Raw genomic sequence first — 13,126 nt, forward strand, 5'->3', positions numbered from 1 at the left:
CACGGTCATGCGCCCGCGACGGCCGTCCGGACCTCGTCCGTCAGCCGTTCGGCGGCGTCGCGCAGCCCCACCGCGTGCGGCCCCCGGCTCAGCACCCCGCGGCTCACGCTGGGCAGCACGTTGCCCACCGCGTCCCCGAAGACGCCGGGGAGATCCGCGGGGGTCGCCCCCTGGGCCCCGATGCCCGGCGCGAGCAGCGGACCGTTGACGGCGAGGTCCACGCCCGCGTCGCCGAGCGTGGCGCCGACCACCGCGCCGACCGAACCGAGCGGCCGGGCCCCCTCGTTCTCCGCGGCCAGGTGGTCGAGCATCACCTGGGCCAGCGAGCGGCCGTCGGCGGCGGTGGCGCGCTGCACCTCGGCCCCCTCGGGGTTGGAGGTGAGGGCGAGCACGAAGACGCCCGAGCCGGACAGGACCGCCGCGTCGAGCGCCGGACGCAGCGAGCCGAAGCCCAGGTACGGCGAGACGGTGACGGCGTCCGAGAACAGCGGGGAGCCGGGGTCCAGGTAGGTCGCCGCGTAGGCACCCATGGTCGAGCCGATGTCGCCGCGCTTGGCGTCCATCAGGACCAGCGCGCCGGCCGCCCGTGCCTCCTCGACGGCCTTCTCCAGGACCGCGATGCCGCGCGAGCCGAAGCGCTCGAAGAACGCCGACTGCGGCTTGAGGACCGCCACGCGGTCCGCCAGCGCCTCGACGACGGTGCGCGTGAACCGCTCCAGGCCCGCGATGTCGTCGCCCAGGCCCCAGGCGGTGAGCAGCGAGGCGTGCGGGTCGATACCGACGCAGAGCGGCCCGCGGGTGTCCATGGCGTGGCGCAGACGCGCGCCGAACGGTTCCGGGGTGGTCATGCGATGGCCTTCCTGGTCTCCGCGCCGACGGCCTCGGCGAGGGTGGCGTGCGGGGAGGCGGCCAGGCGGGCGGCCAGGCCCTTGTGGATCGCCCGGGCGTAGAACGGGCCCTCGTAGATGAAGGCGCTGTACCCCTGGACGAGCGTGGCGCCCGCGAGGATGCGCTGCCAGGCGTCCTCGGCGTTCTCGACGCCCCCGACGCCGACCAGGGTGATCCGGTCCCCGACCCGCGCGTACAGGCGGCTCAGGACCTCCAGGGAGCGCGCCTTGAGGGGCGCTCCGGACAGTCCGCCGGTCTCGCCGGTGAGGGCGCGCGGGGACTTCAGACCGAGACCGTCCCGGGCGATGGTGGTGTTGGTGGCGATGATGCCGTCGAGCCCCAGCTCGACCGCGAGGTCGGCGACCGCGTCGACGTCCTCGTCCGCGAGGTCCGGGGCGATCTTGACCAGCAGCGGGACGCGCCGTCCGGTGACGGTGCGGTCGGCCGCCTCGCGCACGGCGGCGAGCAGGGGGCGCAGCGCCTCGGTGGCCTGGAGGTTGCGCAGGCCGGGGGTGTTGGGCGAGGAGACGTTGACGACGAGGTAGTCGGCGTGGGCGGCGAGCCGTTCGGTGGACTTCACGTAGTCGCCGACCGCCTCGGCCTCCGGCACGACCTTCGTCTTGCCGATGTTGACCCCGACCGTGGTCCGGAGGACCGGGGTGCGGGCCGCGAGCCGTCGGGCCACCGCCGCGGAGCCCTCGTTGTTGAAGCCCATGCGGTTGATCAGCGCGCGGTCCGCGACGAGGCGGAAGAGGCGCTTCCTGGGGTTGCCGGGCTGCGGTTCGCCGGTGACCGTGCCGATCTCGACGTGGTCGAAGCCGAGCATCGCCATGCCGTCGATCCCGACGGCGTTCTTGTCGAAGCCGGCGGCGAGGCCGAACGGGCCGTGCATCCGCAGGCCGAACGCCTCCGTGCGCAGCTCCTTGTACCGGGGGGCGAGCACGGCGGCGACGAAGGTGCGCAGCACGGGGACGCGGGCCGCGAGGCGGATCCAGCCGAAGGCCAGGTGGTGCGCCCGCTCCGTGTCCATCCGTTTGAAGAACAGCTGGAAGAAGAGTTTGTACATCGGGGGTGTCCTCATGGAGAGGGGGACACCGTTTCCGGTGTCCCCCTTCGGCTAGTCGCGGGCGGCGATCAGGTGTTCCGCGTGTTCCTGGAGGGAGCGGACGCCGACGTCTCCGTGGGTGAGCGCGTCGATGCCCTGGACGGCGGCGGCGAGCGCCTGGACCGTCGTCAGGCACGGCACGGACCGGGCCACGGCGGCGGTGCGGATCTCGTAGCCGTCGAGCCGGCCACCGGTGCCGTACGGCGTGTTGACGATCAGGTCGACCTCGCCGTCGTGGATCAGCTGGACGATGGTGCGTTCGCCCTGCGGGCCGGTGCCCTCGGACTGCTTGCGCACGACGGTGGCGTTGATGCCGTTGCGCTTGAGGACCTCGGCGGTGCCGGAGGTGGCGAGCAGCTCGAAGCCGTGGGCGACGAGTTCGCGCGCCGGGAAGATCATCGAGCGCTTGTCGCGGTTGGCCACCGAGATGAACGCGCGGCCCTTGGTGGGCAGCGGCCCGTAGGCGCCGGACTGCGACTTGGCGTACGCCGTGCCGAAGGCCGAGTCGATGCCCATGACCTCGCCGGTGGAGCGCATCTCCGGGCCGAGGACGGTGTCGACGCCGCGGCCGTGGATGTCGCGGAAGCGCGACCACGGCAAGACGGCCTCCTTGACGGAGATCGGGGCGTCGAGCGGCAGGGTGCCGCCGTCGCCGTGCGCCGGGAGCAGGCCCTCCGCGCGCAGTTCGGCGATGGTCGCGCCCAGGGAGATCCGGGCGGCGGCCTTGGCGAGCGGGACGGCGGTCGCCTTCGAGGTGAAGGGGACCGTGCGCGAGGCGCGCGGGTTGGCCTCCAGGACGTACAGGATGTCGCCGGAGAGCGCGAACTGGATGTTGATCAGTCCGCGGACGCCGACGCCCTTGGCGATGCCCTCGGTGGAGGCGCGCAGCCGCTTGATGTCGAAGCCGCCGAGGGTGATCGGGGGCAGCGCGCAGGCCGAGTCGCCGGAGTGGATGCCGGCCTCCTCGATGTGCTCCATGACGCCGCCGAGGTAGAGCTCGGCGCCGTCGTAGAGCGCGTCGACGTCGATCTCGATCGCGTCGTCGAGGAAGCGGTCGACCAGGACCGGCCGGGTGGGGCTGATCTCGGTGGACTCGGCGATGTACGCGGAGAGCCGGGTCTCGTCGTAGACGATCTCCATGCCGCGCCCGCCGAGCACGTACGACGGGCGTACGAGGACGGGGTAGCCGATCTCGTCGGCGATGGCCTTGGCCTCGCCGAAGGTGGTGGCGGTGCCGTGCTTCGGCGCGGGCAGCCCGGCCTCGGCCAGGACACGGCCGAAGGCGCCGCGGTCCTCGGCGGCGTGGATGGCCTCCGGGGGCGTGCCGACGACGGGGACGCCGTTGTCCTTGAGCGCCTGCGACAGACCGAGCGGGGTCTGGCCGCCGAGCTGGACGACGACACCGGCGACCGGGCCCGCGAGCGTCTCCGCGTGCACGATCTCCAGCACGTCCTCCAGCGTCAGCGGCTCGAAGTACAGGCGGTCGGAGGTGTCGTAGTCGGTGGAGACGGTCTCCGGGTTGCAGTTGACCATCACGGTCTCGTAGCCCGCGTCGCTCAGTGCGAAGGAGGCGTGGACGCAGGAGTAGTCGAACTCGATGCCCTGACCGATGCGGTTCGGGCCGGAGCCGAGGATGATGACCGCGGGCTTCTCGCGCGGTGCGACCTCGTTCTCCTCGTCGTAGGACGAGTAGAAGTACGGCGTCCTCGCCGCGAACTCGGCGGCGCAGGTGTCGACCGTCTTGTACACCGGGCGCACGCCCAGCGCGTGCCGCACCTCGCGGACCACGTCCTCGCGCAGCCCGCGGATCTCGCCGATCTGCTGGTCGGAGAAGCCGTGCCGCTTGGCCTCCGCGAGCAGTTCGGGGACGAGTTCGTCGGCGGCGGCCAGCTCGTCGGCGATCTCCTTGATCAGGAAGAGCTGGTCGACGAACCAGGGGTCGATCCTGGTGGCCTCGAAGACCTCCTCCTGGGTGGCACCGGCCCGGATCGCGTCCATGACGGTGTTGATCCGGCCGTCGGTCGGGCGGACCGCCGCGGCGAGCAGTTCGTCCTTGTCGCCGGGGTCGCCGGTGAAGGAGAACTGCGAGCCCTTCTTCTCCAGGGAGCGCAGCGCCTTCTGGAGCGCCTCGGTGAAGTTGCGGCCGATCGCCATGGCCTCGCCGACCGACTTCATGGTGGTGGTGAGGGCGGAGTCGGCGGAGGGGAACTTCTCGAAGGCGAACCGGGGGGCCTTGACCACGACGTAGTCGAGCGTCGGCTCGAAGGAGGCCGGGGTCTGCTCGGTGATGTCGTTGGGGATCTCGTCGAGCGTGTAGCCGACGGCCAGCTTGGCGGCGATCTTGGCGATCGGGAAGCCGGTGGCCTTCGAGGCGAGCGCCGAGGAGCGGGAGACCCGCGGGTTCATCTCGATGACGATGATCCGGCCGTCGACCGGGTCGACGGCGAACTGGATGTTGCAGCCGCCGGTGTCGACGCCGACCTCGCGGATGATCGCGATGCCGATGTCGCGCAGCCGCTGGTACTCGCGGTCGGTGAGCGTCATCGCGGGGGCGACGGTGATCGAGTCACCGGTGTGGACGCCCATCGGGTCGAAGTTCTCGATGGAGCAGACGACCACGACGTTGTCGTTCCTGTCGCGCATCAGCTCCAGCTCGTACTCCTTCCAGCCGAGGATGGACTCCTCCAGGAGCACCTCGGTGGTCGGGGAGAGCGTCAGGCCCTGGCCGGCGATGCGGCGCAGCTCGTCCTCGTCGTGTGCGAAGCCGGAGCCGGCTCCGCCCATGGTGAAGGAGGGGCGCACGACCACGGGGTAGCCGCCGAGCGTGTCGACGCCCGCGAGCACCTCGTCCATGGAGTGGCAGATGACCGAGCGGGCGGACTCGCCGTGGCCGGTCTTGGCGCGGACCGCCTCGACGACGGCCTTGAAGAGGTCGCGGTCCTCGCCCTTGTGGATGGCCTCGACGTTGGCGCCGATCAGCTCGACGCCGTACTTCTCCAGGACACCGTTCTCGTGCATGGAGATCGCGGTGTTGAGCGCGGTCTGGCCGCCCAGGGTGGGCAGGAGCGCGTCGGGGCGCTCCTTGGCGATGATCTTCTCGACGAACTCGGGGGTGATCGGCTCGACGTACGTGGCGTCGGCGATCTCCGGGTCGGTCATGATCGTGGCCGGGTTGGAGTTGACCAGGACGACGCGCAGGCCCTCGGCCTTGAGCACGCGGCACGCCTGGGTACCGGAGTAGTCGAACTCGGCGGCCTGGCCGATGACGATCGGGCCGGAGCCGATGACCAGGACGGACTGGATGTCGGAGCGCTTAGGCACGCCGGCCCTCCATCAGGGAGACGAAACGGTCGAAGAGGTACGCGGCGTCGTGCGGGCCCGCGGCCGCCTCGGGGTGGTACTGGACGCTGAAGGCGGGCCGGTCGAGGAGCCGCAGCCCCTCGACGACCTGGTCGTTCAGGCAGACGTGGGAGACCTCGGCGCGGCCGAACTCCGTGTCGGTGACCCTGTCGAGCGGGGCGTCGACGGCGAAGCCGTGGTTGTGCGCGGTGACCTCGACCTTTCCGGTCGTACGGTCCTGCACGGGCTGGTTGATCCCGCGATGCCCGTACTTCAGCTTGTAGGTGCCGAAGCCGAGGGCGCGGCCCAGGATCTGGTTGCCGAAGCAGATCCCGAAGAGCGGGGTGCCGCGCTCCAGGACGCCCCGCATGACGGAGACCGGGTGGTCGGCGGTGGCCGGGTCACCGGGACCGTTGGAGAAGAACACGCCGTCGGGCTCGACCGCGTACACGTCCTCCAGCGTGGCGGTGGCGGGCAGTACGTGCACCTCGACGCCGCGCTCGGCCATCCGGTGCGGGGTCATGCCCTTGATGCCGAGGTCGACGGCGGCGACGGTGAACTTCTTGGCGCCGATCGCGGGGACGACGTACGCCTCCTTCGTGGCGACCTCGGCGGAGAGGTCGGCGCCCACCATCTGGGGCGCCTGCTGGACACGGGCCAGCAGCGTGGCCTCCTCGGCCAGCGCGTCGCCGGAGAAGATGCCGACGCGCATGGCGCCGCGCTCGCGCAGGTGGCGGGTGAGGGCGCGGGTGTCGACGCCGCTGATGCCGACGACGCCCTGGCTCTCCAGTTCGTCGTCGAGCGAGCGCCGGGCGCGCCAGTTGGAGGGCACCCGGGCGGGGTCGCGGACGACGTAGCCGGAGACCCAGATCCGCTTCGACTCGGGGTCCTCGTCGTTGACGCCGGTATTGCCGACGTGCGGGGCGGTCATCACGACGACCTGGCGGTGGTAGGAGGGGTCGGTCAGCGTCTCCTGGTAACCGGTCATGCCGGTGGAGAACACCGCTTCGCCGAAGGTCTCCCCCACGGCCCCGTAGGCACGGCCGCGGAAGGTGCGGCCGTCCTCCAGGACGAGTACGGCGGGAGCTCTGCCGGCTCCCCGGGCGGAGGTCGTCATCGTGCGGTGCCTTCCGTAGTGCTGGTGAGTTGTTCGATGGCCTCGACCCAGGCCGGGTGCTCGGCCGAGCGGTCGGAGCGGAACCCGGAGTCGATCAGCTTGTCGCCGTGCGCCCAGGTGATGATCAGCAGGCCGCCCTCGGGGAGGACCTTGCCCGCGATGCCCTTGTCGAGCCGGGCCCCGCGCAGCGCGGCGGCCGGGACGAAGAAGTCGGCCGCGCCGGGGCGCACGACGTCCAGGCCCTGGTCGGTCAGGGTGAGCTCGACCCGGCTGCGGGTGCCGAGGCCGTGGGCGACGATCCGGTCGAGCCACTGTCCGGCGGTCGTCGAGGCGTGGTACCGGCCGGTCAGCGTCAGCGGCTTCCCGCCGTCCGCGAACCCTTCCGGTGCGGTCGGGAGTTCCGGCAGATCGGACTGGAGGCTGCCGCGCCACTTCCATCCCTGGCGCATCAGCCAGTAGACGAAGGCGATGAACACGAGCAGTCCGACGACCCAGCTGATGCGGGCGGCCCAGTCGGTCACTTCGGCCGACTTCTGCTCGGCGGCGAGCTGGAGGTACAGGGGGGTGAGTGATGTCACGCGAGCTTCCCGTCGACGACCGTGGCACGGCCCCGCAGGAAGGTGTGAGTGACTCGGCCCGGCAGCTCGCGCCCCTCGTAGGGGGTGTTGCGGCTGCGGGAGGCGAAGCCCGCGGGGTCCACCACACCACGGTATGCCGGATCGACCAGGGTGAGGTTGGCGGGCTCACCGACCGAGACGGGCCGGCCGTGTCCGTCGAGCCGGCCGATGGCGGCCGGGCGGAACGACATCCGGTCCGCGACGCCCGCCCAGTCCAGCAGCCCGGTGTCCACCATGGTCTGCTGGACGACGGAGAGCGCGGTCTCCAGGCCCACCATGCCCATGGCGGCGGCGGCCCACTCGCAGTCCTTGTCCTCGTGCGGGTGCGGGGCGTGGTCGGTGGCGACGCAGTCGATGGTGCCGTCGGCCAGCGCCTCGCGCAGGGCCATGACGTCGGCCTCGGTGCGCAGCGGCGGGTTCACCTTGTAAACCGGGTCGTAGGTCCGTACGAGCTCGTCGGTCAGGAGCAGGTGGTGCGGGGTGACCTCGGCGGTGACGTCCCAGCCCTTGGACTTGGCCCAGCGGACGAGCTCGACGGACCCGGCGGTCGACAGGTGGCAGATGTGCACCCGGGAGCCGACATGGGCGGCGAGCAGGACGTCACGGGCGATGATCGACTCCTCCGCGACGGCGGGCCAGCCGCCGAGGCCGAGTTCCGCGGAGACGACGCCCTCGTTCATCTGGGCGCCCTCGGTGAGCCGGGGTTCCTGGGCGTGCTGGGCGACGACCCCGTCGAACGCCTTCACGTACTCCAGCGCGCGGCGCATGATCACCGCGTCGTCGACGCACTTGCCGTCGTCGGAGAAGACCTTCACCCCGGCGGCCGAGTCGTGCATGGCACCGAGCTCGGCGAGCTTCCTGCCCTCCAGGCCGACGGTGACGGCGCCGACGGGCTGCACGTCGCAGTAGCCGGACTCCCTGCCAAGCCGCCAGACCTGCTCGACGACGCCGGCGGTGTCGGCGACCGGGAAGGTGTTCGCCATGGCGTGCACGGCGGTGAAGCCGCCGACGGCCGCGGCCTTCGTGCCGGTGAGGACGGTCTCGGAGTCCTCGCGGCCGGGCTCGCGCAGGTGGGTGTGGAGGTCGACCAGGCCGGGCAGCAGGATCCGGCCGGCGGCGTCGACGACGGTCGCGTCCCCGGCGTCCAGACCGGTGCCGACTGCGGCGACGGTCTCGCCGTCGATCAGGACGTCCTGGGCCTCGCCGCCGAGGACCTTCGCACCGCGGATAAGGGTCTTGCTCATGGTCACTGGTTCTCCTCGGTACGGGCGGGGGCGGCGGGCGACGGGGTGGCCGGGGCGGCGGGCTCGGCGCCGCCCAGCAGCAGGTAGAGGACGGCCATGCGGATCGAGACGCCGTTGGCGACCTGCTCGACGGCCGTGCAGCGGTCGGAGTCGGCGACCTCCGCGGTGATCTCCATGCCCCGGACCATCGGGCCGGGGTGCATGACGACGGCGTGCCCGGGCATCCTCGCCATGCGGTCGGCGTCCAGGCCGTAGCGGCGGGAGTACTCGCGCTCGGTCGGGAAGTACGCGGCGTTCATCCGTTCGCGCTGCACCCTCAGCATCATCACCGCGTCGGACTTCGGCAGCACCTGGTCGAGGCCGTAGCTGACCTCGCACGGCCACTGCTCGACACCGACCGGGACGAGCGTCGGCGGGGCGACGAGCGTGACGTGCGCGCCGAGCGTGTTCAGCAGGTGGACGTTGGAGCGGGCGACCCGGCTGTGCAGGATGTCGCCGACGATCGTGATCCGGCGGCCCTCCAGGTCCCTGCCCAGGCCGCTGTCGGCGCCGACGAGGCGGCGACGCATCGTGAAGGCGTCCAGAAGGGCCTGGGTGGGGTGCTCGTGGGTGCCGTCGCCCGCGTTGACGACGGCACCGTCGATCCAGCCGGAGGTGGCGAGCCGGTACGGGGCGCCGGAGGCGCCGTGCCGGATGACGACGGCGTCGGCGCCCATCGCCTCCAGGGTCAGCGCGGTGTCCTTGAGCGACTCGCCCTTGGAGACGGACGAGCCCTTCGCGGAGAAGTTGATGACATCCGCGGAGAGGCGCTTGGCGGCGGCCTCGAAGGAGATGCGGGTACGCGTCGAGTCCTCGAAGAAGAGGTTGACGACGGTACGACCGCGCAGGGTGGGGAGCTTCTTGATCGGCCGGTCGGCGACCCGGGCCATCTCCTCGGCGGTGTCGAGGATCAGGACGGCGTCGTCGCGGGTGAGGTCGGCGGCCGAGATGAGGTGACGCTTCATCTGGGTGTTCTCCGAGAGAGGGAGGATTCGGGCATGCGGGCGTGCGGAAGCGGCCGCACGGGCTCGGGGTCCTCCGTACGGGTGAAGTGCGGCTACTGCTCGCCGGCCGGGACGGCCCGCTGGACACCGAGCAGCACGGCGTCACGGCCGTCCTCCTCGGAGAGCTGGACCTTGACCGTCTCCCGCAGCGACGTGGGGAGGTTCTTTCCGACGTAGTCGGCGCGGATCGGGAGTTCGCGGTGTCCCCGGTCGACGAGGACCGCGAGCTGCACGGCGCGGGGACGGCCGATGTCGCCCAGGGCGTCGAGCGCGGCGCGGATCGTGCGGCCCGAGAAGAGGACGTCGTCCACCAGGACCACCAGACGGCCCTCGATGCCCTCGCCGGGGATCTCGGTGCGGGCCAGGGCGCGCGCCGGGCGCAGCCGCAGGTCGTCGCGGTACATGGTGATGTCGAGGGAGCCGACCGGCATCTTCCGGCCAGTGATCTCCTGAAGCTTTTCGGCCAGTCGGCGGGCGATGAAGACGCCGCGCGTCGGGATGCCGAGGAGCACCACGTCGTCGGCGCCCTTGGCACGTTCGACGATCTCGTGGGCGATGCGGGTCAGTGCCCGGGAGATGTCGGGGGCCTCCAGAACGGGGCGTGCCGCATTGCCGGGGGGTTCATGCTGTGCGTCCATAAGAAACGGACCTCCTTCTCCGCCTCACGGGACGGACTTTAAAGGACGTCGAATTTGCGTCATCCACGGTAGCAGGGCTTGTGCCGGGCTCCGATCGCACCCCCGCGGGTGTCGGTCCGGACCGTTCGGCTTGACGCAGCCAAGTAACGCTGCGTAACCTCACAGTGAGTTACCAGCAACGCGGCGGAGCCGCGCATTGTTCCAGCGTCCGGGGAGCCTTATGTCCAGCGAATACGCAAAACAGCTCGGGGCCAAACTCCGCGCCATCCGCACCCAGCAGGGCCTCTCCCTCCACGGCGTGGAGGAGAAGTCGCAGGGCCGCTGGAAGGCCGTCGTGGTCGGTTCGTACGAGCGCGGTGACCGCGCCGTGACCGTGCAGCGACTCGCCGAGCTCGCGGACTTCTACGGGGTCCCGGTGCAGGAGCTCCTGCCCGGCACGACGCCCGGCGGAGCCGCCGAGCCGCCGCCGAAGCTCGTCCTGGACCTGGAGCGCCTCGCCCACGTCCCGCAGGAGAAGGCCGGACCGCTCCAGCGCTACGCCGCGACGATCCAGAGCCAGCGCGGTGACTACAACGGCAAGGTGCTCTCGATCCGCCAGGACGACCTGCGCACGCTGGCCGTGATCTACGACCAGTCGCCGTCCGTGCTCACGGAGCAGCTGATCAGCTGGGGTGTGCTCGACGCGGACGCGCGCCGTGCCGTCGCCCACGAGGAGGGCTGAGCCCCCTCCCCCGAAGAAACGTGTCGCCGTGCCGACGCGGGCATCCCCTTCCCGGGTGTCCGGTCGGCACGGCTTTTTCGTCCCGTGCGCGGCTCGTACGGCGGGCTCCCCCGGATCGCACCGACGGCTCCCCGACAGCCGCCGGCACGGGGCCGCAGTGGGCCTCCGTCGGGCCGCGGTCGGCCGCCGGACGCCGTGGAGCCCGCGGCCGGTCCGACCGCGGGCTCCACGACCGCCGAAGAACGTCGCGGGGCTACTGCGCCCGGCGGATGTTCGGCTTGAGGTCCTTGAAGCGGGCCAGCAGGCCGTTCACGAAGGACGGGGACTCGTCGGTGGAGAACTCCTTGGCGAGCTGGACCGCCTCGTCGATCGCCACCGCGTCCGGGGTCTCGTCGACCCATATCAGCTCGTACGCGCCGAGCCGCAGGATGTTCCGGTCGACGACCGGCATGCGGTCGATCTCCCAGTCCACCGCGTAGGTCACGATGAGTTCGTCGATGCGGTCCGCGTGCCGCGCGTACCCCTCGACGAGCTCCATCGTGTACTCGGTGACCGGCGGCTGGCGGTGGTCGGCCCGCGCGTGCCGCACCCAGTCCGCGAGGACGGTCTGCACGGATGTGCCGCGCTGGTCGGCCTCGAAGAGGATCTGGAAGGCGCGCTTGCGGGCCTTGGTCCGGGCAGCCACGGTCAGCTGTTCACCCGGCCGAGGTAGTCGCCCGTGCGGGTGTCGACCTTGATCTTCTCACCCGTGGTGATGAAGAGCGGGACACCGATCTCGTAGCCGGTCTCCAGGGTGGCGGGCTTGGTGCCACCGGTGGAGCGGTCGCCCTGGACGCCCGGCTCGGTGTGCTGGACGGTCAGCTCGACGGCGGCGGGCAGCTCGACGTAGAGCACCTCGCCCTCGTGCTGGGCGACGGTGGCGGTGAAGCCTTCGATCAGGTAGTTGGCGGCGTCGCCGACAGCCTTGCGGTCGACCATGAGCTGGTCGTACGTGTCCATGTCCATGAAGACGAAGTAGTCGCCGTCCATGTACGAGAACTGCATGTCGCTGCGGTCGATGGTGGCCGTCTCGACCTTCACGCCGGCGTTGAACGTCTTGTCGACGGTCTTGCCGGAGAGCACGTTCTTGAGCTTGGTGCGCACGAAGGCCGGGCCCTTGCCGGGCTTGACGTGCTGGAACTCGACGACGGACCAGAGCTGGCCTCCGTCGAGCTTGAGCACCAGGCCGTTCTTGAGGTCGTTCGTGGAAGCCACGGTTGCGGAATCTCCTGGACTGAAGCTGGTGGAACGACCAAGGAAACGCGTCAGAGCGCGAGCAGCTCCTTGGTCGTAATGGTGAGTAGCTCGGGTCCGCCGTCCGCCTCGGGGCGCACGACGAGCGTGTCATCGATCCGGACCCCGCCCCGGCCCGGGAGGTGGACCCCCGGTTCGACGGTGACCGGCACGCAAGCGTCCAGTTTACCCATGGCCGCGGGTGCCAGCTGCGGGTCCTCGTCGATTTCCAGTCCCACACCGTGCCCGGTGCAGGGCGCGAGGCTGCCGCCGTGGCCCGCCGAGTCCAGGAGACAGCGGGCCGCGCGGTCCACGTCCCGGTAGGCGGCGCCGGGGACGAGGGCCTCCCGCCCGGCCCGCTGGGCGGCGAAGACCAGGTCGTACAGCTCGATCTGCCAGTCGGCGGGCGCCGTGCCGATCACGAACGTGCGGCCGATCTCGCAGCGGTAGCCGCGGTAGTTGGCGCCGAGGCAGACGGAGAGGAAGTCCCCCTCCTCCACCCGCCGGTCCGTGGGGCGGTGGCGGCCCCGGCCGGAGTTGGGCCCGGTGGCCACGGAGGTGGGGAAGGCCGGGCCGTCGGCCCCGTGGTCCACCAGCCGGCGTTCCAGCTCCAGGGCGAGATGCCGCTCGGTGCGGCCGACCAGGATGGATTCGAGGAGTTCGCCCAGGGCCTGGTCGGTGATCTCGGCGGCGATCCGCAGACACGCGATCTCCTCCTCGTCCTTGACCACCCGGAGCTGTTCGACGGTGGGGCCGAGATCGGCCAGCCGGACCCGCGGGACCACCGATCCCATGGCGCGGTGGCGCGAGACCGTCAGATGGTGCTCCTCGACGGCCAGGGACTCCGCGCCCGACGAGGCGGCCAGTTCGGCGGCGGCGACCACCGGATCCCCGTCGGCGGCCGACAGGGACGCCACCCGCAGCCGGTCGTCGGTCCGCCCGTCCCCGGGTTCGCCGACCGTGTCACGGGGGCGCAGCAGCACGTCCTCGCCGGGACCGAGCAGCAGCACGGCGCCGGGGGGCGCCCCGCCCGCGAGGTAGCGGACGTTGGCGGGACGGGAGACCAGCGCGGCCGCGGACCCGACGGCTGCGCACCGGTCGCGGAGCAGCCCGCGACGGACGGCGTACACGTCTGACATGTC

At 71.5% G+C, this 13,126-nt stretch carries 12 protein-coding genes; 1 reads left to right on the forward strand and 11 read right to left on the reverse strand.

Annotated features, from left to right (window positions below):
• Positions 1-5: 5 nt before the first annotated feature.
• From pyrF to pyrR, 8 genes are all read right to left on the reverse strand, one after another.
• A complete protein-coding gene (pyrF, locus tag AMK22_RS22130; protein ID WP_073787590.1) occupies positions 6-848 on the reverse strand; it encodes an orotidine-5'-phosphate decarboxylase in 843 nt (280 codons plus the stop codon).
• Positions 845-1,954 (reverse strand): quinone-dependent dihydroorotate dehydrogenase, encoded by a 1,110-nt coding sequence (locus AMK22_RS22135; protein ID WP_073787592.1) that lies wholly within the window; start codon positions 1,952-1,954, stop codon positions 845-847. The genes pyrF and AMK22_RS22135 overlap by 4 nt, the downstream gene beginning before the upstream one ends.
• Positions 1,955-2,005: 51 nt before the next feature.
• Positions 2,006-5,314 carry a carbamoyl-phosphate synthase large subunit gene (gene carB / locus AMK22_RS22140; RefSeq protein WP_073787594.1) on the reverse strand — a complete coding sequence of 1,103 codons (3,309 nt, stop codon included), beginning with the start codon at positions 5,312-5,314 and terminating at the stop codon, positions 2,006-2,008.
• Entirely contained in the window at positions 5,307-6,449 is a 1,143-nt protein-coding gene (gene carA / locus AMK22_RS22145; RefSeq protein WP_073787596.1) for a glutamine-hydrolyzing carbamoyl-phosphate synthase small subunit, read from the reverse strand. The genes carB and carA overlap by 8 nt, the downstream gene beginning before the upstream one ends.
• Positions 6,446-7,027, reverse strand: coding sequence for a PH-like domain-containing protein (locus AMK22_RS22150; protein ID WP_073787598.1), 582 nt, complete (start codon positions 7,025-7,027; stop codon positions 6,446-6,448). The genes carA and AMK22_RS22150 overlap by 4 nt, the downstream gene beginning before the upstream one ends.
• Positions 7,024-8,310, reverse strand: a complete 1,287-nt coding sequence (locus AMK22_RS22155) for a dihydroorotase (protein ID WP_073787600.1) — start codon at positions 8,308-8,310, stop codon at positions 7,024-7,026. The genes AMK22_RS22150 and AMK22_RS22155 overlap by 4 nt, the downstream gene beginning before the upstream one ends.
• A gap of 2 nt (positions 8,311-8,312) precedes the next feature.
• Entirely contained in the window at positions 8,313-9,314 is a 1,002-nt protein-coding gene (locus tag AMK22_RS22160) for an aspartate carbamoyltransferase catalytic subunit (protein WP_073787602.1), read from the reverse strand.
• A gap of 92 nt (positions 9,315-9,406) precedes the next feature.
• Positions 9,407-9,991 (reverse strand): bifunctional pyr operon transcriptional regulator/uracil phosphoribosyltransferase PyrR, encoded by a 585-nt coding sequence (gene pyrR / locus AMK22_RS22165; protein WP_073787604.1) that lies wholly within the window; start codon positions 9,989-9,991, stop codon positions 9,407-9,409.
• A gap of 220 nt (positions 9,992-10,211) precedes the next feature.
• Here pyrR and bldD point away from each other — a divergent pair, with 220 nt between their 5' ends.
• Positions 10,212-10,712 carry a transcriptional regulator BldD gene (gene bldD, locus AMK22_RS22170; protein ID WP_030355502.1) on the forward strand — a complete coding sequence of 167 codons (501 nt, stop codon included), beginning with the start codon at positions 10,212-10,214 and terminating at the stop codon, positions 10,710-10,712.
• Positions 10,713-10,965: 253 nt separating this feature from the next.
• Here bldD and nusB read toward each other — a convergent pair whose 3' ends face one another.
• From nusB to AMK22_RS22185, 3 genes are read right to left on the reverse strand one after another with little or no spacing between them, the layout of a single operon-like run.
• Complete coding sequence (nusB, locus tag AMK22_RS22175) at positions 10,966-11,397, reverse strand: transcription antitermination factor NusB (RefSeq protein WP_073787606.1); 432 nt, start codon at positions 11,395-11,397, stop codon at positions 10,966-10,968.
• A gap of 2 nt (positions 11,398-11,399) precedes the next feature.
• Entirely contained in the window at positions 11,400-11,966 is a 567-nt protein-coding gene (gene efp / locus AMK22_RS22180) for an elongation factor P (protein WP_073787608.1), read from the reverse strand.
• A 50-nt stretch (positions 11,967-12,016) separates the two neighbouring features.
• Positions 12,017-13,123 (reverse strand): aminopeptidase P family protein, encoded by a 1,107-nt coding sequence (locus tag AMK22_RS22185; protein ID WP_073787609.1) that lies wholly within the window; start codon positions 13,121-13,123, stop codon positions 12,017-12,019.
• Between the last annotated feature and the right edge of the window lie 3 nt (positions 13,124-13,126).

This window comes from Streptomyces sp. CB01580 (genome assembly GCF_001905795.1).
Lineage (GTDB): Bacteria > Actinomycetota > Actinomycetes > Streptomycetales > Streptomycetaceae > Streptomyces.

Coding starts and splice junctions, on each gene's coding strand:
- pyrR (WP_073787604.1), bottom strand. CDS start 9,991: ATGGACGCACAGCATGAACCCCCCGGCAATGCGGCACGCCCCGTTCTG.
- pyrF (WP_073787590.1), bottom strand. CDS start 848: ATGACCACCCCGGAACCGTTCGGCGCGCGTCTGCGCCACGCCATGGAC.
- carA (WP_073787596.1), bottom strand. CDS start 6,449: ATGACGACCTCCGCCCGGGGAGCCGGCAGAGCTCCCGCCGTACTCGTC.
- AMK22_RS22185 (WP_073787609.1), bottom strand. CDS start 13,123: ATGTCAGACGTGTACGCCGTCCGTCGCGGGCTGCTCCGCGACCGGTGC.
- bldD (WP_030355502.1), top strand. CDS start 10,212: ATGTCCAGCGAATACGCAAAACAGCTCGGGGCCAAACTCCGCGCCATC.
- AMK22_RS22155 (WP_073787600.1), bottom strand. CDS start 8,310: ATGAGCAAGACCCTTATCCGCGGTGCGAAGGTCCTCGGCGGCGAGGCC.
- AMK22_RS22160 (WP_073787602.1), bottom strand. CDS start 9,314: ATGAAGCGTCACCTCATCTCGGCCGCCGACCTCACCCGCGACGACGCC.
- AMK22_RS22135 (WP_073787592.1), bottom strand. CDS start 1,954: ATGTACAAACTCTTCTTCCAGCTGTTCTTCAAACGGATGGACACGGAG.